The organism is Pedobacter sp. MR22-3, from assembly GCF_026240075.1.
In the GTDB taxonomy this organism is placed as follows: Bacteria; Bacteroidota; Bacteroidia; order Sphingobacteriales; family Sphingobacteriaceae; genus Pedobacter.
Window position 1 is genome coordinate 383,781 of record NZ_JAPIVF010000006.1, and the last position, 21,508, is coordinate 405,288.

Annotated in this window: 20 protein-coding genes; 7 read left to right on the top strand and 13 right to left on the bottom strand. The window is 39.2% G+C overall.

Annotation, left to right across the window (positions count from 1 at the left end):
- Positions 1-4: 4 nt before the first annotated feature.
- From OQ267_RS16890 to OQ267_RS16900, 3 genes are all read right to left on the bottom strand, one after another.
- A complete protein-coding gene (locus OQ267_RS16890) occupies positions 5-619 on the bottom strand; it encodes a bifunctional nuclease family protein (protein ID WP_265837059.1) in 615 nt (204 codons plus the stop codon).
- A 75-nt stretch (positions 620-694) separates the two neighbouring features.
- On the bottom strand, positions 695-1,663 hold the full coding sequence (locus tag OQ267_RS16895; protein WP_265837061.1) for an electron transfer flavoprotein subunit alpha/FixB family protein: 969 nt from the start codon (positions 1,661-1,663) through the stop codon (positions 695-697).
- 79 nt (positions 1,664-1,742) lie between these two features.
- The gene (locus tag OQ267_RS16900; RefSeq protein ID WP_029284248.1) at positions 1,743-2,480 is read right to left on the bottom strand and encodes an electron transfer flavoprotein subunit beta/FixA family protein; all 738 of its coding nucleotides are present in this window, start codon (positions 2,478-2,480) and stop codon (positions 1,743-1,745) included.
- A gap of 62 nt (positions 2,481-2,542) precedes the next feature.
- Here OQ267_RS16900 and OQ267_RS16905 point away from each other — a divergent pair, with 62 nt between their 5' ends.
- Together OQ267_RS16905 and chrA are read left to right on the top strand one after the other, a co-directional pair.
- Entirely contained in the window at positions 2,543-2,878 is a 336-nt protein-coding gene (locus tag OQ267_RS16905; RefSeq protein ID WP_265837062.1) for a tetratricopeptide repeat protein, read from the top strand.
- Between the two features lie 41 nt (positions 2,879-2,919).
- Positions 2,920-4,137 carry a chromate efflux transporter gene (gene chrA / locus OQ267_RS16910; RefSeq protein ID WP_088301449.1) on the top strand — a complete coding sequence of 406 codons (1,218 nt, stop codon included), beginning with the start codon at positions 2,920-2,922 and terminating at the stop codon, positions 4,135-4,137.
- Between the two features lie 193 nt (positions 4,138-4,330).
- On the opposite strand, the gene dnaB is transcribed toward chrA, so the two are convergent.
- Positions 4,331-5,911 (bottom strand): replicative DNA helicase, encoded by a 1,581-nt coding sequence (dnaB, locus tag OQ267_RS16915; RefSeq protein WP_265837064.1) that lies wholly within the window; start codon positions 5,909-5,911, stop codon positions 4,331-4,333.
- Between the two features lie 350 nt (positions 5,912-6,261).
- Between dnaB and rlmB the strand changes: the two genes are divergently transcribed.
- Complete coding sequence (gene rlmB, locus OQ267_RS16920) at positions 6,262-7,032, top strand: 23S rRNA (guanosine(2251)-2'-O)-methyltransferase RlmB (protein ID WP_265837066.1); 771 nt, start codon at positions 6,262-6,264, stop codon at positions 7,030-7,032.
- Between the two features lie 101 nt (positions 7,033-7,133).
- Here the strand turns inward: rlmB and OQ267_RS16925 are convergent, their stop codons facing one another.
- The gene (locus OQ267_RS16925; protein WP_265837067.1) at positions 7,134-8,225 is read right to left on the bottom strand and encodes a mannose-1-phosphate guanylyltransferase; all 1,092 of its coding nucleotides are present in this window, start codon (positions 8,223-8,225) and stop codon (positions 7,134-7,136) included.
- A gap of 14 nt (positions 8,226-8,239) precedes the next feature.
- Positions 8,240-9,208, bottom strand: a complete 969-nt coding sequence (locus OQ267_RS16930; RefSeq protein WP_265837069.1) for a KpsF/GutQ family sugar-phosphate isomerase — start codon at positions 9,206-9,208, stop codon at positions 8,240-8,242.
- Between the two features lie 91 nt (positions 9,209-9,299).
- On the opposite strand from OQ267_RS16930, the gene recQ reads away from it, so the two are divergent.
- The 3 genes from recQ to OQ267_RS16945 all read left to right on the top strand — a co-directional run bounded on the left by recQ (position 9,300) and on the right by OQ267_RS16945 (position 13,110).
- Positions 9,300-11,489, top strand: a complete 2,190-nt coding sequence (recQ, locus tag OQ267_RS16935; protein WP_088301444.1) for a DNA helicase RecQ — start codon at positions 9,300-9,302, stop codon at positions 11,487-11,489.
- Positions 11,490-11,578: 89 nt separating this feature from the next.
- On the top strand, positions 11,579-12,391 hold the full coding sequence (gene kdsA, locus OQ267_RS16940; RefSeq protein ID WP_265818151.1) for a 3-deoxy-8-phosphooctulonate synthase: 813 nt from the start codon (positions 11,579-11,581) through the stop codon (positions 12,389-12,391).
- Between the two features lie 2 nt (positions 12,392-12,393).
- Positions 12,394-13,110, top strand: coding sequence for a YqjF family protein (locus tag OQ267_RS16945; protein ID WP_265837070.1), 717 nt, complete (start codon positions 12,394-12,396; stop codon positions 13,108-13,110).
- Between the two features lie 28 nt (positions 13,111-13,138).
- Here OQ267_RS16945 and OQ267_RS16950 read toward each other — a convergent pair whose 3' ends face one another.
- Both OQ267_RS16950 and OQ267_RS16955 read right to left on the bottom strand, forming a co-directional pair.
- Positions 13,139-15,025 (bottom strand): OmpA family protein, encoded by a 1,887-nt coding sequence (locus OQ267_RS16950; protein ID WP_265837072.1) that lies wholly within the window; start codon positions 15,023-15,025, stop codon positions 13,139-13,141.
- Positions 15,026-15,062: 37 nt separating this feature from the next.
- Positions 15,063-15,686, bottom strand: a complete 624-nt coding sequence (locus OQ267_RS16955; RefSeq protein ID WP_265837074.1) for a 7-carboxy-7-deazaguanine synthase QueE — start codon at positions 15,684-15,686, stop codon at positions 15,063-15,065.
- Positions 15,687-15,791: 105 nt separating this feature from the next.
- On the opposite strand from OQ267_RS16955, the gene OQ267_RS16960 reads away from it, so the two are divergent.
- A complete protein-coding gene (locus tag OQ267_RS16960; protein WP_265837076.1) occupies positions 15,792-16,127 on the top strand; it encodes a Rieske (2Fe-2S) protein in 336 nt (111 codons plus the stop codon).
- 234 nt (positions 16,128-16,361) lie between these two features.
- On the opposite strand, the gene OQ267_RS16965 is transcribed toward OQ267_RS16960, so the two are convergent.
- The 5 genes from OQ267_RS16965 to OQ267_RS16985 all read right to left on the bottom strand — a co-directional run bounded on the left by OQ267_RS16965 (position 16,362) and on the right by OQ267_RS16985 (position 21,450).
- Complete coding sequence (locus OQ267_RS16965) at positions 16,362-16,619, bottom strand: hypothetical protein (protein WP_265837078.1); 258 nt, start codon at positions 16,617-16,619, stop codon at positions 16,362-16,364.
- A 114-nt stretch (positions 16,620-16,733) separates the two neighbouring features.
- Positions 16,734-16,883, bottom strand: coding sequence for a DUF6364 family protein (locus tag OQ267_RS16970; RefSeq protein WP_265837080.1), 150 nt, complete (start codon positions 16,881-16,883; stop codon positions 16,734-16,736).
- A gap of 147 nt (positions 16,884-17,030) precedes the next feature.
- Complete coding sequence (locus OQ267_RS16975) at positions 17,031-17,912, bottom strand: bifunctional 5,10-methylenetetrahydrofolate dehydrogenase/5,10-methenyltetrahydrofolate cyclohydrolase (protein ID WP_088301438.1); 882 nt, start codon at positions 17,910-17,912, stop codon at positions 17,031-17,033.
- 86 nt (positions 17,913-17,998) lie between these two features.
- The gene (gene lepA, locus OQ267_RS16980; protein ID WP_088301437.1) at positions 17,999-19,786 is read right to left on the bottom strand and encodes a translation elongation factor 4; all 1,788 of its coding nucleotides are present in this window, start codon (positions 19,784-19,786) and stop codon (positions 17,999-18,001) included.
- Positions 19,787-20,025: 239 nt separating this feature from the next.
- Positions 20,026-21,450, bottom strand: a complete 1,425-nt coding sequence (locus tag OQ267_RS16985; RefSeq protein ID WP_265837081.1) for an MATE family efflux transporter — start codon at positions 21,448-21,450, stop codon at positions 20,026-20,028.
- Between the last annotated feature and the right edge of the window lie 58 nt (positions 21,451-21,508).

The following is a 21,508-nucleotide window of genomic DNA, read 5'->3' on the forward strand; positions in this document are numbered from 1 at the left end:
CGAGTTATGATGTACCTCTTTTATTCAGTTCGTCTCTTAACCTTGCCGCTTTTTCATAAGCTTCATCAGCTATGGCTTCCTGTAATTTTTGCTGCAGTTCTTCCACTGATAAATCATTGAAGCCCTGTTGTTTGTTTATGGTTGGTGTACTATCTGATTCAGGTTCTTTGGCGATGGAATCCATATTCTCCAGAAACAAAAAGTCATTGCCCTCAATAACAATCCCTGCAGAAGAGAGAATAAACTCATAGGTATAAATCATGGCGTCAAAACGAACAGCCAAAGCAATGGCATCTGATGTTCTCGCATCTATCTCATGCTTGTTTTTGCCGTCATTGCAGATCAACTTGGCATAAAAAACACCATCAACCAGGTTATAAATGATAATTTCTTCGATGTTGATATGAAAAGTATCGGCCATTGACTTAAATAAATCATGTGTTAAGGGCCTGCTGGGTGTCATCTTCTCAATCTCTATCGCAATGGCTTGCGCTTCAAATGCACCAATAATGATGGGCAAACGTCTCCGTCCATTTACTTCTCCTAAAACAAGGGCATAGGCACCAGATTGGGTCTGGCTGTAAGATAAACCTACAATATCTAACTTAACTTTTTTCATATTTGCTGATGTCATGTTGAGCTTGTCGAAACATTTTGGATAATCCTTCGACAGGCTCAGGATGACATGATTGGATTATCCCTTATGGGCTTTTAAAGCTTCAATTAATTTAGGTACTACTTCAAAAGCATCACCAACAATGCCATAATCCGCTACTTTAAAGAAAGGTGCCTCCGGATCTTTGTTGATCACTACAATCACTTTAGATGAACTTACACCTGCAAGGTGCTGAATCGCGCCGGAAATTCCGATAGCAATGTACAAATTCGGACTAATAGAAATTCCGGTCTGACCAACGTGCTCAGAGTGAGGTCTCCAGTCTGCATCAGATACTGGTTTTGAACAAGCTGTTGCTGCCCCCAGTAAGCCTGCTAATTCTTCAATCATTCCCCAGTTTTCAGGTGCTTTTAAGCCTCTTCCTGCAGAAACCACTAATTCTGCATCCGGCAATGAAACTTTATCAGTAGCCCTAACAATCTCCTTGATAACAGTTCCGAGGTCTGATTGTTTAATGTCTGCAGCAAAGTTTTCAACTGTCACTTCTGTTGGATTTTCTTTTACTCCAAATGCATTCGGGTTCAGTGCAATCACTTTATTGGCTGAAGTCAGTTCTGTAACGGCGAAAGCCTTTCCGGAAAAGGCTGTTTTCTTAACCGAAAATTTACCATCATTACTGGGTAGTTCAACGGCACCATCAGCCAATCCAGCTTTAAGTTTTACTGCAATCCTGGGAGCCAACCCTTTTCCAGAGAATGAGTTGGATAACACAATAATATCAGCACTTTCTTTTTCAGCCGCGGCAGCGATTACACTGGCATAAGCCTGATTAACAAAAGTTTTTAACTGGTCTGCACTTACATTTAATACCTTAGCAGCACCGTACTTTCCCAATTCTTTTAATTCACTTTCAGCCACATCACCAATGGAAATAGCGGTTAAATTTGTTGACTGTTGATCGGCAATGGCTTTGGCATAAGAAACTGCTTCAAAAACAGATTTTTTAAATTTACCTTCAGCCTGTTCTACATATACTAATACTGACATATATTTATTTCTTGATCCTTATTCGGATGTGTGTAAACGATTTGATTATTTAACTAAGTTCCTTTTCGGGCTTTAGGCATTAAATGACTTTAGCTTCGCTGTGCAATAAGCCAATCAGCGATTCTACCTGATCTGCAGGAACTAATTTAACAGAGCCGCGTGGGGCAGGGGTTTCATATTTGGCAACTTTAGTTACCTCTTCAATCGCTACGGCTTCTACTACATTTAAGGGTTTGGTTCTGGCGCTCATGATTCCACGCATGGTTGGAATTTTTGGCTCGGCAACACCCTCGGCGCAGCTTGCCACAAATTTGCCTGAAACGGTCACGACTTCTTTACCACCTTCAATTTCTCTTTCAATGGTAGCCGAGCTTCCATCATAATCCAGTTTCTTGATGATGGAAACAGAAGGGATATCTAAAAACTCACCCACCATTGCTGCAACCTGGTTCCCGTTGTAGTCAATAGATTCACGACCAGTTAAGATCATGTCGAAATCTTTATCTTTGGCATATTCTGCAATTTGTTTTGCAACAAAGTAAGCATCACGCGGCGCGGCATTTACACGAACAGCATCATCAGCACCAATGGCAAGTGCTTTTCTAACCGTTGGATCATTAGCTGCTTCACCAACATTGATCACGGTTACTGTACCTTTGCCACCTTCAGTTAGTTCAATTGCTCTTGATAAAGCGATTTCATCGTAAGGATTAACAATATATTGCACTCCTGCCGTATTGAATTCGGTATTATCGTTGGTAAAAGTTATTTTTGTCGTCGTGTCGGGCACGTTACTGATACAAACTAATATTTTCATATTTATTGAGATTTATATATAAGGTCTTTCTGCAAATTTAATTAAAAAAGCAAGGAAATAAAATGTCATCAACCCGTTTAGTCAAGTTATTGGAGTTTTTAGAAAGTGAACCTAATGATCCATTTATCCTATATGCCTTAGCCACAGAGTATAACAACCAGAATGATAAGGAAAAGGCCTATTCTTTTTACCTTCAGTTAACGGATAAACACCCTGATTATGTGGGGACTTATTACCATTTAGGAAAACTATATGAAAAAGACGGGAAAAAAGAGAAAGCAATCGAAGTGTATCAGAAAGGAATGGTAACTGCCAGAAATAAACGTGATATGCATGCTTTTTCGGAACTTCAGGGTGCTTATAATTCTGCTGCAGGCCTGGATTATGAAGATGATTAGTTTTTGCAATAAACCATCTTCACATTTATTAATCTCTTCAAATGCAACTTAAACCCATCTCAGCTAAGAAGCAATGGTTATTTATCCGTAATGTATTGTTTTTTACTTTTACCTCCTTTGGTGGCGCACAGGCACATCTGGCGCTTTTGTTAAAATATTTTGTGCACAGCACCAGGTTTATTTCAGAGGAGGAATTATTAGAATTAAATGCACTGGCGCAGGTTTTACCGGGCCCGGCATCTACGCAGACTTTGGTTGGTATTGCCTGGAAAGTAGGTAAGCTGAAACTGGCTATTATTACCTTCCTTATCTGGATTTTACCCACTGCTGCAATCATGACCTTTGCAGCGATAAGCTATGCCTTGCTTGATCAGAAGCAAAAGTTTAATGACGTACTGGAATATATCCAACCTATCGCTTTAGGTATTGTAGCCTATGGTGCCTGGAAACTAGGCAGAAAAGTATTAACCTCACAAGTGTCACTGTTTTTAGCTGTCGGATCGGTAGTGGCTACATTTGTATTAAGAAATGCTTATGTATTTCCTCTAGCCATTTTGGTAGGCGGAATCATTTCATCTGCCGTAGAAACGCCAAAAGAAGAAGCAGAATTGAGGGTGAAGCTATTTGCTAACTTAAATCCTAAAAAGATGATTTATTTTTTAGGTGCATTGCTATTGTTTGCTTTGGTGGGCGCAATCATCAACCGGACGTCTCCCTTCAGTTTGCCTATTCGTTTACTGGAGAATTTTTACCGTAACGGTATCCTGGTTTTTGGTGGTGGTCAGGTGCTTGTTCCATTGATGTTTACTGAGTTTGTTGATATGAAGCATTATTTGGCTGCACCTGGTTTTTTATCGGGTTTTGCATTACAGCAAGCACTCCCGGGACCAACATTTTCATTTACCAGTTATTTGGGGGCATTAAGCATGAAAAATTTCGGTTATGGCTTGTCAGGACAAATTTTGGGTGGTTTGATCGGTGTGGTGGGGATTAACCTGCCGGGATTAATTCTGGTTTTGTTTATAGTTCCATTCTGGGATGACCTGAAGAAAATTTCCAGGATACGGCATAGTCTTAGTGGAATCAATGCGGTTAGTGTAGGTTTTATTATCGCCGCATTTATTTTATTGCTGGTTCCTATGGCAACAAACTGGCTCTTTTTAATAATTATGTTAATTACATTTTGCCTGCTGAATTTCACGAAAATTAGTCCGCCGGTAATTGTTTTGGCTGGAATTTTAATCGGGTATATTTTTTGAGAAGTAATTCTTCAAAAAAATGATACTGAATATGAACGGGAGATTCTGTCCTGCAGATCAATATAAACAGCGCAGATTATGACATTTGCTTCTACAGATATCAGCTAAATCTGCGCGGGATAATGTTTGACTCAAGGTTATTCCGCTATGCAGGGTTTGCAGTAGTTAAGTACAACAGGCAAAGTTCTTAAATTTAAAACGGTGGGTCGTCATCATCATGCATATCATTACCTCTTGAAGGCATAATGATGGTATTTCCCTGTGGTCTGGGATTGTTGAAGTTATCGAACGATTGTGATGGCATCATCCCGGCACTAGAATCTCCTGATCCTAACATTGGAGAATTGAAGTCTTCTTCCAGATCGGTGAACTTTACAAATTTACCCACGAAACGAAGCGGAACAATTCCTGTTTCACCATTCCGGTGTTTGGCGATAATTACTTCTCCTATACCAGCCTGCGAACGTCCTTGCTCATCTTCGGTAATTCCATAATATTCAGGACGGTATAAAAACAGTACCATATCCGCATCCTGTTCGATAGATCCCGATTCCCTCAAATCGGACAGCATGGGGCGTTTACCCTGTAAACCCGGCCTGCTTTCCACTGCACGACTCAACTGTGATAGTGCCAGTACCGGTACATCCAATTCTTTTGCCACTGATTTTAAAGCCCTTGAAATACTACCAATTTCCTGCTCACGGTTACCACCACCTTTTCCTTCGCCTTTGCCGTGCATCAGCTGCAGGTAATCCACAATAACCAGCTGGATATCGTATTGTGATTTAAGTCTACGGCATTTTGCCCTGAATTCAAAAATATTTAGTGCAGGCGTATCATCAATTAATAAAGGTGCTTCTGTTAAACGGCCAATTTTACTGTGCAGCTGCTGCCATTCCCATTCCTGTAAATTTCCTTTTCTGATTTTTTCCTGCTCAATTTCTGCTTCTCCTGAAATTAGACGATTTACGAGCTGAACCGATGACATCTCTAGAGAGAAAACCACTGTTGGCTTTGCAAAATCTACAGTCGCATTTCTGGCACAGGTTAAAACGAATGCGGTTTTTCCCATCGCCGGACGGGCAGCAATAATCACTAAATCCTGTTTCTGCCAACCACCGGTGATCCGGTCAAGGCCCGTAAAACCAGTTGGTACCCCCGTTAAACCATCTGTTTTGGTTCGGAGTTCTTCCAGTGTGGCCAAAGACTGCTTAATGATATCGTCCATTTTCTGTGTATCTCTACGCAAGTTATTTTGGGCAATATCAAATAAACCTTTCTCTGCATGATCCAGCAAATCAAAGATATCTGCAGTATCCTCGTAAGCTGTAGTGATGATATCGGTAGAAATACGGATCAATTCCCTTTGAATATATTTCTGGGAGATGATCCGCGCATGAAACTCAATGTTGGCTGCTGATGCAACACGATTGGTAAGGTTGGTAATATAATAGGCACCTCCAACCATTTCAAGCGAACCCATCTGGCGAAGCTCTGCAGTAACCGTTAGAATATCAACGGGTTTAGATTTTTCAAAAAGCATGTGAATGGCTTCAAAAATCTTCTGGTGCGCTTCCTGGTAAAAAACTTCTGGCTTTAAAATATCAATTACAGCAGATAAAGCATCTTTTTCAAGCATTAGTGCACCTAAAACCGCTTCTTCTAAATCCAAAGCCTGTGGGGGTAATTTCCCCATGGTACTTACTGTGCTGGTTAGCCGGGCCTTCCTCGCTGTTAAACTGTTTTTTCCACCTTGTCCGTTATCGATACTCATTCTACAAAAGTAGTTAAAAGTTTATCGGAATGTTTTAACAAGTTACTAGCACTTTGTTAACAAATTGGGTCTTAATAAATTTATTTTTTAAAATTTTTAATGTTTGAATCAGACAGTGAAGAGAGAGATGGAAATGGAAAATCTTAAATAGAGGAGAAGAAAGAATTGTAAAAGTAATAGAAAATAGGGAATGGAGAATAGGAAGATGCCATACCAGTCAATTCCTAATTATCAATTTCCAGTTACCATGCTTAGATTGTAGGTGGTATCGGACTGATCTATTATTCAATTAAAAATATATTTCCTCTCCTTTGCCTTAAAACAATTACTTTTGCAAACAATTTCGAAACATGGATAATTTTAGAAGGCCACAGCGCGTAAAAGAAAATAATGAGTTTGTATTCGGCATCAGGGCCGTTATAGAAGCGGTGAAAGCAGGAAGGGATATTGAAACGATTTATCAGCAACGTGGCTTAGGTGGAGAACTTTTTCTTGAACTGAAAGCACTTCTAAAAGATACCTTAATTCCCTTAAACTCGGTTCCTGTTGAGAAATTGAACCGCATGTCGCAGAAAAATCATCAGGGCGTAATTGCAGTGATATCACCAATTACTTACCAAAATATTGAAGATATTGTTCCAGCGATATTTGAAAAAGGAGAGGTGCCATTAATTTTGGTGTTGGATAGTGTAACTGATGTGCGGAATATGGGTGCTATTGCCCGTACAGCTGCCTGCGTTGGTGTACATGCCATTGTTGTCCCCTTAAAAAATGCGGCTCAAATCAATGCCGACGCTATTAAAACATCAGCTGGTGCTTTATTTAGTATTCCCATATGCCGGCATGCCAATCTTCATAAAACCTGTTTGTATTTACAGGACAGTGGCTTACAGATTGTAGCTTGTACTGAAAAAACGAGTGATTTGATTTATGCACCAGACTATACTATGCCAACCGCAATTGTAATGGGATCAGAAGATGAAGGTATTTCCAACGATCTTTTGCGTGTAGCCGATCATTTGGCCAAGATTCCAATGTCTGGGAAAATAGAATCACTTAACGTTTCAGTTTCTGCCGGTGTGATTTTGTATGAGGCGGTAAGGCAAAGAACCATTTCTTAGAACCTTCAATTAGGCATCTGCCAGATAAAGAATTGTTAAACAAAAAAATCCTAACGGCTATATAGCCGTTAGGATTTTAATTTATTCATTTACTTTTTAGCTTAAATGAATTTGTTACCGAATCTTGATTTCACCTCGGCTACAAATTCTTTCACCTTTTGCTCTTCATTTCTTGGACAGATCATCAACATATTGTTGTTTTCTACCACAATATAATCATGTAATCCGTTTAAAATAACCAGCTTTTCTTTCGGCACGTTCACCATACAATTAGAAGAGTCAAACATAATTACCTGCTCAGAAGGGATCACGGCATTGCCAACATAATCCTTATCGGCCATTTCATAGATGGAAGCCCAGGTGCCTAAATCAGACCAGCCAAAATCGGATGGCAATACATAAACGTTATCAGCCTTTTCCATAATCCCAAAATCAATAGAAATATTGGTGCATTGGAAATAGGCATTGTTGATAAATTCCTTTTCACTACCTTTATTTAACTCGGATCTGCCAACGTTGAAAATCTCATACATATCGGGCAGGTGCCTTTCAAAAGCACTTAATATGGCACGTGCCGACCAGATGAAAATGCCCGCATTCCATAAAAAATCTCCGCTTTGTATAAAGGATTTTGCAAGCTCCAGGTTTGGTTTTTCAGTAAAAGTTTTCACCTTGTGTAAATCAGTATCTGTATTCAGTACGTGATCGGTATGCTGAATATAACCATAACCAGTATCCGGACGGTTAGGTTTAATGCCTAAAGTAATCAGGCAATCATTTTTTGATGCCGCTTCCAATGATTGTTCAATAGATGCAATAAACCCATCCATATCTGCAATGGTATGATCAGATGGTGCCACCACGATGGTTGCATTTGGATTCAATTGGGCAATTTTAAAACTTCCATAAGCAATACAAGGTCCTGTATTTCTCATTAAAGGCTCAGCAAGAATCTGATTATCGCTTAATTGAGGAAGTTGTTCCTTGATCAGATCTGAATAGATATCGTTGGTAACAATAAAAATATTTTCCGGTGGGCAGATCTTTAAGAATCTTTCATATGTACTTTGAATCAGCGTTTTGCCAACGCCGAAGAAATCTATAAACTGTTTAGGGTATTCTGTTCTACTTACCGGCCAAAAGCGACTTCCAACACCGCCTGCCATAATTAATGCATAGTAATCTTTATTCATTATATATTTAAATGTTACACAATACCTTCGTTCAGGAGATCATGCATGTGGATTATTCCAAAGTAAGTATTTTGTTCTAACACTAACAACTGTGTAATGTTATTTTCCTTAATTATGTGTAGCGCATCAACTGCAAGTGAGTCATACTGTATACTTTTGGGCTGCCTGCCCATAATATCTTCTGCTTTTAATCCTGCTATTGAATTATTGTTCTCAAGCATTCTCCTGATGTCGCCATCTGTAATTACACCAAGCACATGATGCTCGGTATCTACAACAGCCACAGCACCCAAACGGTTTTTACTAATTTCGATTAAAACATCTTTTACCGGAGCATCCGGATGGATAGCAGGTTTTTCATTGGTTAAAGCTAAATCACCTGCTTTCAGGTACAATTTTTTACCAAGTGAGCCGCCGGGATGATACCTGGCAAAATCAGCAGCATTAAATTCCCTGCATTCTAAAAGACAAATGGCCAGGGCATCGCCTAAGGCCAATTGGGCTGTTGTACTGGTGGTAGGTGCCAGGTTATGCGGACAGGCTTCTTTTTCAAACACGGTATTTAGAATCAGATGTGCCTGTTCGGCTAAAAAAGAACCCAGTTCTCCAACCATACCAATTAAAATATTTCCTGCAGCTTTAAGCAGTGGGACCAATACTTTTATTTCAGGAGTGTTACCACTTTTGGATAAACAAATAATGACATCATGTTGCTGGATCATGCCCAGATCTCCATGGATGGCATCAGCAGCATGCATAAATATAGCCGGCGTACCGGTAGAATTTAAAGTGGCCACAATTTTTTGCGCAATGATGGCACTTTTGCCTATTCCGGTAACAATTACACGGCCATTGCAATTTAAAATAGTGGATACTACCTTCTCAAAATCATCGTTTAGATTTTTAGCAACATTTAATATTGCCGCCGCTTCGAGTGCTAATGTGTTTAAAGCTGACTGGAGAATATATTTTTTACTTTTCAAAGAGAAAAAAATTGTTTGTGGATACTTGAATTTCTTGTAAAATTATGTTATTTTGGATAGAAAAATAGCATCGCATATTTTATTACACAAAATGGACGTGAAAAAGTCGTTATTTGATAACCTGCAAAATTTCTTTGGGTTTGATAATTTCAAAGGTGATCAGGAGTCGATCATAACAAATATTCTAGAAGGCAACAACACGTTTGTGATTATGCCAACGGGCGGAGGGAAGTCTATTTGCTATCAGTTGCCAGCGCTAATGAGTGAAGGAACGGCAATTGTGATTTCGCCTCTTATTGCATTAATGAAAAACCAGGTGGACCAGTTAAGGGCATTTGGAGGAAATGACAGCATTGCGCATTTCCTGAATTCATCCTTAAACAAATCCGAAATTACACAAGTTAAATCTGATCTGCTCAGCGGGCAAACCAAGTTATTGTATGTGGCACCGGAATCTCTGGCCAAGCAAGATAATATTGAGTTTCTAAACCTGATTAAAATTTCTTTTGTTGCAGTTGATGAGGCACATTGTATTTCTGAATGGGGTCATGATTTCAGGCCGGAATACCGCAAAATTAAGCAGGTAATTGCTGGCCTGGGTAATAACATTCCCATTATTGCACTTACAGCTACGGCCACGCCAAAGGTTCAGCAGGATATTATGAAGAATCTGGGGATGTCTGAAGCCACACTTTTCAAATCATCTTTTAACCGCCCCAACCTTTTTTATGAAATCCGTCCCAAGCGCGATATCAACAAGGAAATCATAAAATATATCAAATCCAATCCGGGTAAATCCGGTATTATTTATTGCCTCAGCCGTAAAAAGGTAGAGGAAGTAGCCGAAGCTTTAAACTTAAATGGTATCAGTGCTTTACCTTATCATGCAGGATTAGATCCTAAAGTGAGGGCAGAAACGCAGGACAAATTCCTGATGGAAGATGCAGAAGTGATTGTGGCTACCATCGCATTTGGTATGGGGATCGATAAACCGGACGTTCGTTTTGTAATTCATCACGATGTTCCGAAGAGTATGGAAGGTTATTACCAGGAAACAGGAAGAGCTGGTCGTGATGGCGGAGAAGGCATCTGTATTGCATTTTATGCACAGAAAGACGTAGATAAGCTGGCCAAGTTTATGAAAGATAAGCCAGTTTCTGAGCGTGAAATTGGTACACAAATACTAAAAGAGGTTATTGATTACGCCGAGTCAGGGGTTTGTCGCCGGAAACAAATCCTGCATTATTTTGGAGAAAATTTCAATGAAACAGGCTGCAATTGCATGTGTGATAATTGTAAAAAACCCAAAAAACAATTTGATGCAGAAGCACAACTTACAACCCTGCTTAAATTTATTGAAAAAACCGGAGAAAAGTTTGATGATGCGCATTTGCTAAATGTTTTCTTAGGCTTGGAAACCGCGCAAACTATTGCCTATGAACATAGTAAGGTGCCTGAGTTTGGAATTGGTAAGGAAGAAGGAATATTGCTCTGGAAATCTGTGATCAGACAGGCCGTGCTGAATAACTTCCTTTTCAAAGACATTGATAATTATGGATTATTAAAACTAACCAAACAGGGAAAAGATTTTATTATCAATCCTTATAGTTTGAAGTTTGTTCTGAATGAACCTATTGAAACAGGTACAGACGATGATGACGATGATGTAAAACAAGGTTCCGGTGCTTTGGATACACACTTACTGCAGTTGCTGAAAGATTTGCGTAAAAAAATTGCCAAGCAAAAGAATGTTCCGCCATTTGTCGTTTTTCAGGATCCGTCTTTAGAAGAGATGTGTACGCACTATCCCATCACTACGGAGGAAATCAAACAAATATCCGGCGTTGGTTCCGGTAAAGCCATGAAATTTGGTACGCCTTTTATTGAGCTGATCAAAAAGTATGTAGAGGATAATGACATTGAACGGCCGATTGATCTAATTATTAAAACGCAGGCGAATAAATCGCAAATGAAAGTTTCCATCATACAGAATATTGACCGTCAAATTGGTCTGGAAGACATTGCCGATTCAAAAGGGATTACTTATGAGGAAATTTTGAAAGAGGTAGAATCTATCGTAAACTCCGGGACAAAACTTAACCTCAATTATTTCATTGATGAAGTGATTGATGATGACCGGCAGGATGAAGTATATGATTATTTCAGGGCAGCCGAGAGTGACTCAATTGATGAGGCACTGAATGAGCTGGGTGAAACAGATTATACCCGCGAAGAAATTCAGTTGATGCGAATTAAATTTATGTCAGAATTAGGAAACTAAAAAATAGATGTGAGATAGGAGAAGCCAGATTTGAGATAAACTCACATCTCAAATCTCACATCTCACATCTCACATCTCACATCTCAAAAATGATAAACTATCTAGATAATATAAAAAATACCGATTCCGGAAATTTCTTTTTAATGGCTGGTCCATGCGCTATCGAAGGCGAAGACATTGCCATGCGCATTGCCGAAAAAATAATTACCATTACTGATCAACTTCGGATTCCCTATATTTTTAAAGGTTCATACCGTAAAGCAAACAGAAGTAAAGGAAGCTCTTTTACCGGAATCGGAGATGAAAAAGCCCTTCGGATTTTGGAAAGAATCGGCCGTGAATTTGGTGTGCCAACTGTTACAGACATTCATGAAAGTGATGAAGCCGCAATGGCGGCCGCTTATGTAGATGTATTGCAGATTCCCGCATTTCTTTGTCGCCAGACTGATTTGTTAATTGCTGCTGCTCAAACCGGAAAAGTGGTTAACGTAAAAAAAGGTCAGTTTCTTTCTGCGGGCTCCATGAAATTTGCAGTAGAAAAAATTAAAGAAGCCGGGAATGATAAGGTCATATTAACAGATAGGGGCAATACTTTTGGCTATCAGGATCTGATTGTGGATTACCGTGGTTTACCCGAAATGCAAAGTTTTGGTGTTCCGGTAGTGATGGACTGTACACATTCCTTACAGCAACCCAATCAAAGTAGTGGTGTTACAGGAGGGAAGCCTGAATTGATATCAACCATAGCTAAAGCGGCAATTGCAGTTGGTGCTGATGGTTTATTTATTGAAACGCATCCTGATCCGGCCAATGCAAAATCAGACGGTGCGAACATGCTGCACTTAGATTTACTGGAAGAAACATTAGTTAAGCTGATTCGTATCAGACAAGCCATTTTATAATTTTGAGTAAATCTAAAGTATTCCTTACTGCAGAATGGAGAAAGCTTGCTTTAGCACAGTATGAGGTAGATCAGGCGATTCTTGAAAAATACCTGCCACCAAATACTCTACTGGATGACTGGCAGGGAAAATTCTATGTTAGCCTGGTAGGTTTTATGTTTGTAGACGTAAAATTGCGTGGATTAAATATTCCTTTTCATACCAATTTTGAAGAAGTTAATCTGAGATTTTACGTCAAGTTTAAAGATGGTAATGAATGGAAACGGGGTGTCGTTTTTATCAAGGAAATTGTTCCCTTGCCCGCCATTACTTTTGTTGCGAATACCCTTTACAAGGAAAATTATCAAACTCTGCCTATGAAGCATGTTTGGACAGCCAAAGAAAATCAGCTTCAGGTGGAGTACCTCTGGAAGGCTAAAAAATGGAATAGTTTCTCCATTACAGCATCTTCAAAAACAGTAGATATCCTGATGGGTAGTGAAGAAGAATTTATTACTGAACACTATTGGGGTTATACCAAAATTGGTCCGGATAAAACTTCTGAATATGGCGTGGAACATCCCCGCTGGGAAGTTTACCCGGTTAAACATTATGCTATAAATGTAGATTTTAAGGCAAATTACGGTGAGGATTTTGCTTTTCTAAATGATGCCGAACCGAATTCAGTGATGCTGGCAGAAGGATCTGAAATCAGGGTCATGAAAGGAAAGAAATTTTAATCGGAATGCCTGATGACACCTGTTTCATTTAAATTTTGGTAATTAAAAAAGAAGTACGTCGATTGCTTTTCCTACCCATTTCCGTTTTATTATCCTGAAGCGGTTTGTCAGCCCCAAAACCTTTAAAAGTGAGGCGATCAGCTCCAATGTCATTCTTAATCAGGTAATTATATACAGCATTTGCCCGGTCAAAGGATAGTTTTTCGTTTAATTTACTATCGCCAACATTATCCGTATGCCCCTGGATTTCGATGTGAACACTTGCGTTTTGCTGTAGGAAATCAATCAATAAATTCAATTCGCGTATGGATGCTGGTAGGAGATTATATTTGTTTGTATCGAAGAAGATATTTTTCAGCGTAACGTTTCCTCCAGGTTTAATTTTTTCGATGTAAACTTCAACCTCATAAGGTTTGCTCATATCACCTTGCTTTAACTCAAAATTTTCTGAATAAAACAGATAGCCTTCTGCATTTACGTTAAAAAGGTAATTGCTCCCAACAGGCATTACGGCTAAAAACTGACCTGTTTCGGGATCTGTATCATCATCAAAAACAGCGCGGTTAGTTTTCAGGTCAATTACCTGAACATTGCTTTCAATTGTTTTCTTGGTGTCCTTATCTCTTACAATTCCTTTAACATAAGAAACTTTCAGGGGTTTTGCAGTTTCCGGAATTCCGAAACGATAAATATCCTGAAGGCCGAAACCATTGCTTAAATTAGAAGAAAACATGCCAAAACTGCCGTCTGCACTTACAATAAGTCCATTTTCATCTTCGAATGAATTAATCGGATACCCCATATTAACAGGCTTTTCAAACCGTCCCTGTTCATTCATCCTGCTGTAGAAGATATCTTTATGGCCAAAGCCCGGCCAGCCATCTGATGAAAAGTATAGTGTCCGGCCATCCGCGTGCAAAAATGGTGTGTTTTCGTCAGCAGGTGTATTGATGCTTGGTCCCAGATTAATAGCAGGTCCCCATTTTGCTTCATCAGTAATGTTGCATTTCCAGATGTCATATCCGCCCGACCCACCAGGGCGATTACTGATAAAGTACAGTGTTTTTCCATCCGGACTGATGGCAGGTTGTGATTCCCAATATTCTGAGTTAACAGGCTTTCCCAAATTGTATGGTTCGCCCCAATCGTTTCCTTCCCGATGGGAGACGTAAATATCACAGCGGCCTAATCCATCTGGGCGGTTACAGCCTGTAAAGAACAAATATTTTCCATCGGGAGATATGGTCTGTGCGCCCTCATTATACTTTAAAGTATTAATTTTAGGAGATAATGGTACTGCTTCATTCCATGTATGATTTTTAAACTGCGAAGTCCAGAAGTCTTCATTGCCGCCTATTTGTCTTGTAAAAATTAATGTTTCTCCGTCTGCCGTTAATGCAGGAAAATATTCAGCATTATTCGTATTTACCCCCTGACCCAGATTGGCAGGAACAAAGTTTACAGGTTTTTTAATGGCTAAGGAAGCAAAATCACAGTCAAGCAGGTATTTTCTCGCTTTTTTTGCCCTATCTGAAGAAGCATCCAACATTAAAAAAGCATTGAAATGTATTTTCGCCTGTTCAAATTCCTGTGTTGCAAATTCAGTTTCAGCAAGGCTGTAAATTACTGCCGGAGCGACGTTTTTATGAATTAAAACCGACTTTTGGTAAGCCGCTTTTGCTTCCACATATTTTTTTTGCAGTTTCTGCACATTGGCCAGAAGAATATAAGCTTCCTGAAATAATGGGTCAGCATCTACAGCACTTTTAAGTACCCGTTCTGCTTCAGCATAATCCGATTTTTCAATAAACATACCAGCATTTTCAAATAATTGCTGTGCTTTTTTATGATTTGAAGCCTGAGAAAAAACACGGAGACTAATAGCAATGAAAAGAAGGGTAAAGTAAAGCCTCATAAACAACATATTGGTTATTAAGCTAATGTATTGCTTTTTAAGGGATATTTAAAAATTTATGCGTTTGAAGTGAAATTTCCCATTTTGGATTAGCCATTACGTATTCAATAATCAATGGGGTAATTTCTTTTGATTTCGACCACTCCGGCTGCAGGTATAATTTGCAGGTTGGAGATACCATTGCCGCATATTCTTCAGCCCATTTGAAGTCACTTTTATTAAAAACGATAACTTTTAATTCGTGCGCAAAAGGGGTGATATCTGGTCGAGGGGCTTTAAATTTCTTTGGCGATAAACAAATCCAATCCCAGTTTCCGGAAAGGGGGTAAGCACCAGAAGTTTCGATAAAAGTTAAAATGCCTCTTTCTTTTAGCTTGTTAGTTAAATAATCCAGGTTATAAATTAACGGTTCACCACCCGTAATAACCACCGCCTTCCCTGGAAACTTGTCTGCATGTTCAACAATCACATCAGCAGGTGTTAACGGGTGCATTTCGGCATCCCAGCTTTCTTTCACATCACACCAATGGCAGCCCACATCGCAGCCACCCAGGCGAATGAAATAGGCCGCTTTGCCAGTATTAAATCCCTCGCCTTGTATCGTGTAGAACTCTTCCATTAAAGGAAGTAATGTGCCGTCTTCTGGTATCTGTTGTTTCATTTTTGAGGATGCAAATATCCTAAAAAATATGGTGGAAATGTTCCTCATCTAAAAATTAATGCAAAGATGAAATAACACTGATATTTAAATTCTTATTTTAGGTCAATGAAGTGGTTTAAAGCGTTGAATAAAGTTCAAATTCCTGCTATTGATTCAATTATAACTGTTGAAGTCAATGGAAAACAGCTTTGTATCATTAATAATGATGATAAAATTACAGCGACACAATCTCATTGTCCGCATGCCGGTGGTCATTTTTCTGGTGGCTGGTGCAAAAATGGTCAGCTGATTTGTCCGATTCATCGCTATGAATATGATTTAGAAAGTGGAAGAGGAGCAGAAGGGCAAGGAGATTACATTAATCTTTATCCAACAGAGCTTCGGGAAGATGGATTATATATTGGTTTTGAGGAGAGTTGGTGGAGTAAGCTTTGGGATTGATAAATAAAAGAACAAGGAGCAAATAAAAGAGAAGGGTTGGTTTGAATCCTTGATCTTTGCTCATTTACCTTTGTTCCTACCGCAAATGTTTTTTAAAAAACTCCTGGCAATTTAAAATTTCCAGTTCTGCAAATAAAAATCTTTAATATCCTCTGTAATGATGCAGGTGCAACCAACTGCTTCCGCTGCATAATATTCCAGGCCATCTTCAACATCGTGGATGGATTTATTTGATCATGTATCAAAAACACCTTTTGATATATTTCCTGCAATTTTAATATGCTGACAGAGTAAATCGATTTTCTGCTTCGCCAATTGAGGTTTATGTTTCTTCTCAGCAAAGTAAAAAGCAATTGCCAAACAAAGCGGCGAAGTGTAAACTTCAAATTTTGGATGTGATGCCAAACTTAAAATCCTCGAAGAACATGTAAAAAGCGGGTATTCTTTATTTAAAACGGAAGTAAGCACATTTGCAGCTAAAAATATCTTCATCAACTACTTTTTAGAAGAAAAGAATTCATCTTTTGAGGCCTTTCTGCTAGCTTTTACTGTTTTTTTGTATTCTACTTCTCCCTCTGCAACCATACTTACCCAATCAGAAATGGGCTAATCTTCAAGGGATTTATAATCACCGGATGTAACTTGCATTAGTAAATGCTCAATTAAGCGGGATAAGCTAATGTTATGATCAGCAGCATATTTTTTAGCTTTTGTAACCACATCCCGGTTAAAGCTTAAGGTAAGTTTCGAATCCATAACATCATGTTTACGAATAAATATAATTGCTTTACGTATAATAAAAAGTATTTACACGTAAAAAAAGCAACTCAAATGTTTGAATTGCCTTTGTGATTTTATAATGATGAGATTTTACCTTACGCCCTCAATCTTTATAGCCTCTACCTAGTTATAGATTTCTTTCCTTGCTGAGGCGAGTGTATTTTTCAGTAAGCCAACAATTGTCATTAAACCAACGCCACCTGGAACAGGCGTGATGTAAGATGAAATCGGCGCTATATTTTCAAAATCAACATCACCATAAAGCTTAAAGCCTGATTTTGTTTCTGTAGACGTTTCACGGTTGATACCCACATCAATAATAATTGCACCTGGTTTCACCATATCAGCTGTGATGAAGTTCTTTTTACCAATTGCTGCAATGATGATATCTGCCTGCAAAACCTGCTCCTTCAAATCTTTTGTACGGGAGTGTGTGAGTGTTACGGTGCAATTTCCTGGATTAGCATTACGCGCCATTAAAATACTCATCGGACTGCCTACAATATTACTTCTACCGACCACAACGCAATGCATCCCGGTGGTGTCAATATTATATTCCTGCAGCATCAATAAAATGCCATAAGGCGTTGCCGGGATAAAGCACGGTAAATTACGCATCATTCTACCCAGATTAACAGGATGGAAGCCATCCACATCTTTTCTATGGTCAATTTTTTCGGTAACTTTTTCAGGGTCTATATGCTTTGGTAAAGGTAACTGAACAATTAACCCGTCCACATCCTCATCCTGATTAATTTCTTCAATTTTTGCTAGCAATTCAGCTTCTGTCACCGAGGTATCGTATCGGTGTAGTGAAGATTTAAAACCTACCTTTTCACAGTTTTTCATCTTACTAGCTACATAGGTCTCGCTTCCACCGTCGTTACCAACTAAGATAGCGACCAAATGAGGTTTGCGTCCGCTTTTATTTAAAAATTCTGCAGCCTCTTCTGCAATCTGAACTTTAACTTTTTCTGATACGTATTTACCGTCTAATAATTTCATTCTTATGAGATGTGAGACATTGGATATTAGGTTTGAGATTAGACGGTTATCATCTCCAATCTCAAATCTAATATCTCCAATCTATTTTAATCCAATTTCAAAACTGCCATAAACGCTGTTTGTGGAATTTCTACATTTCCAACCTGGCGCATGCGTTTTTTACCTTTTTTCTGTTTTTCTAACAACTTACGTTTACGTGAAATATCGCCACCATAACATTTAGCAGTTACATCTTTACGCAAAGCACTAAGCGTTTCGCGTGCGATTACTTTAGCACCGATAGATGCCTGAATTTTAATTTCAAACTGCTGACGGGGAATTAATTCTCTCAGTTTCTCGCAGATTTTCTTTCCGAAATCGTAAGCATTACTGCGGTGGATCAAAGATGATAAAGCGTCAACTGGTTCATCATTCAATAACATATCTAAACGAACCAAATCTGATTTACGGTAACCGGTCTGGTGGTAGTCGAAAGAAGCATAACCTTTAGAAATTGTTTTCAGTTTATCATAGAAATCGAATACAATCTCACCCATTGGCATCTCAAAAATAAGCTCTACCCGATCAGATGTCAGGTAAGACTGGTTCACGATAATACCACGTTTCTGTATACAAAGCGACATTACAGGCCCTACAAATTCAGCTTTGGTAATGATATTGGCTTTGATATAAGGTTCTTCAACCGAATCCAGTTTACTTGGATCTGGTAAGTCGGAGGGGTTGTTAACAATAATTTCATCGCCTTTAGTGGTGTGCGCGATGTAAGATACGTTAGGAACCGTAGTGATTACGGTCATATCGAATTCACGCTCCAAACGTTCCTGGATAATCTCCATGTGCAGCATGCCCAGGAATCCACAACGGAAACCAAAGCCTAAAGCTGCTGAACTTTCCGGTTCGAAAACAATAGAGGCATCATTCAACTGTAACTTGTGCATCGCTTCGCGAAGTTCTTCAAATTCATCAGTGTCAACAGGATAAATACCCGCAAAAACCATTGGTTTAACCTCTTCAAAACCCTGAATAGCATCTAATGATGGTCTTGCAACAGTGGTAATGGTATCTCCAACCTTCACTTCACGGGCTTCTTTGATTCCTGAGATAATATAACCCACATCGCCTGTTTTGACCACGTTACGTGGCGCCATATCCAGTTTTAAAATACCCACTTCATCAGCCAGGTATTCCTTGCCTGTATTAATAAATTTTACTTTATCTCCTTTTTTAATCTCACCGTTAACTACTTTGTAATAGGCGATAATCCCTCTGAATGAATTAAAAACAGAATCGAAAATCAATGCTTGGAGCGGTGCTTCCGGATCACCGACAGGTGCTGGAACCCGGTCTACAATGGCTTGAATAATATCAGGAATACCCATACCAGTTTTGCCGGATGCGGGAATAATATCCTCACGTTTACAACCAATTAAATCAATAATCTGGTCTTTAACTTCTTCTGGCATGGCACCTGGTAAATCCATTTTATTTAAAATCGGGATGATTTCAAGGTCATGCTCTAAAGCCAGGTATAGGTTCGAAATGGTTTGTGCCTGAATACCCTGAGAAGCATCAACAATAAGCAAAGCACCTTCGCATGCTGCAATTGAACGCGAAACTTCATACGAAAAATCGACATGTCCGGGGGTATCAATCAGGTTGAAGTTATATTCAATATCTCCAACTTTATAATTCATTTGTATGGCATGACTTTTAATCGTAATGCCCCGCTCGCGCTCCAAATCCATATTGTCGAGCAATTGCGCCTGCGCTTCACGCTGCGAAATCGTCGCTGTATATTCTAATAACCTATCAGCCAAAGTACTCTTACCATGGTCGATATGTGCAATAATGCAAAAATTACGTATATGCTTCATCTTTGCGCAAAGATATAGTTTTTAATGGAATTTGTAAGATGGAAAAATGGCTGGTTTTTTAAATATTTGAAAAGCAAATTCAGTAGTTTTAAGTGAAGGTCGTCCTGCTTTTTGCTGCTCCTGATGAAAAAAACGCAATATACTTCATCAGGTTTATGTAGCTCAGAGCAGTAATCCTTTTTTTGTTTTCTGAGCAATCCGTGTTTCGGTGGCTGGTTTTATTGGTGGTTAAGTTGATTTTATACCATCGTTTTCTTCCATTTACCTTTTTTGAATAGAATAAAAGCGGCAATTGCAATACCAATTTCAGCGGTGGGGATGGCTATAAAAACACCTGTTGGCCCCATATCCAGGTATTTAGCGAGGAAGTATGCAAACGGAATCTGGAACAGCCAGAATGCAAAAATATTAATTTTAGTAGGTGTCCAGGTATCGCCTGCACCATTGAAAGCACTGGTCAGCACCATTCCCATCCCATATATAACAAAACCGATACTTAAAATCCTTAGTGCCCTGCTGGCCATATCAATAACCTTTTCATCTGATGTGAAAAACGCAGCGAATAAATGACCGCAGGTTAGGAAAAGTACACTTACCACCGCCATAAAAACCAGAATGTATTTCATGGTTTGATAAACAGATTTTTCAGCGCGATCGATATGACCAGCACCCAGGTTCTGGCCAACTAAAGTGGCGGCAGCATTACTCAATCCCCAGGCTGGTAATAAGAAAAACATCATTAATCTCAGTGCGGTCTGATAGCCAGCTGATCCTTCATCTCCGCCAGTTGTGGCCACTAATTCTGCTAAAAATACCCAGCTGCAGCTTGCTATAACAAACTGGAAGATAGCAGGGGCAGCTATTTTTACAATGGCCTTGATTTGTTCGAAATCAGGAATGAAGTGACTGATTCTAATCTTCAAAGCGTTTTTACCATTGAATAAATGGTATACCTGATAGGTTACGCCTAAACCACGGCCAATGGTTGTGGCAATGGCTGCACCTGTTAATCCAAACGCCGGAATAGGACCAAATCCATTAATAAAAACAGGGCAGAGGATGATGTTGGCAATATTGGCGATCCATAAACTGCGCATGGCGATGGCGGCATTTCCAGCACCTCTGAAAATACCATTGATTAAGAACAACAAAACAATGATGATACTTCCCCCCATCATGATGCGGATAAAAGTTGTACCATGATCAGCAGTTTCGGCAGATGCACCCATGAGCAAAAGAATATCCCTTGCATAAATCAATCCGGCAATGCTGATTAAAATATTTACAGCCACCGCTATAATAATGGTTTGTATTCCGGCCTGAGCTGCAGCTTCCGGATTTTTCTCGCCGATTCTTCGTGATACTACTGCTGTAGCAGCCATGCTTAAACCTATTGCTAAAGAATAAATGATGGTCAGAACGGATTCAGTTAGGCCTACTGTTTGTATAGCATGGCTGCTGTTTTCCAGGTGACCTACAAAATATAAATCAACTAAAGCGAATATAGATTCCATGGCCATTTCCAGCATCATTGGAATGGCTAATAAAATAATTGCCCGTTTTATACTGATTGAGGTTAGATCCACTTCATTTCCCTTTAAGGATTGTACTAATACCTCAAAAAAGGAAGATAGTTTGCCCCGTGTCTTTATTGACTGTGACATATGTAATAATATAAAATGTAATGAATAAATGAATGAAACGCGGCTAAGCGTATGTTCG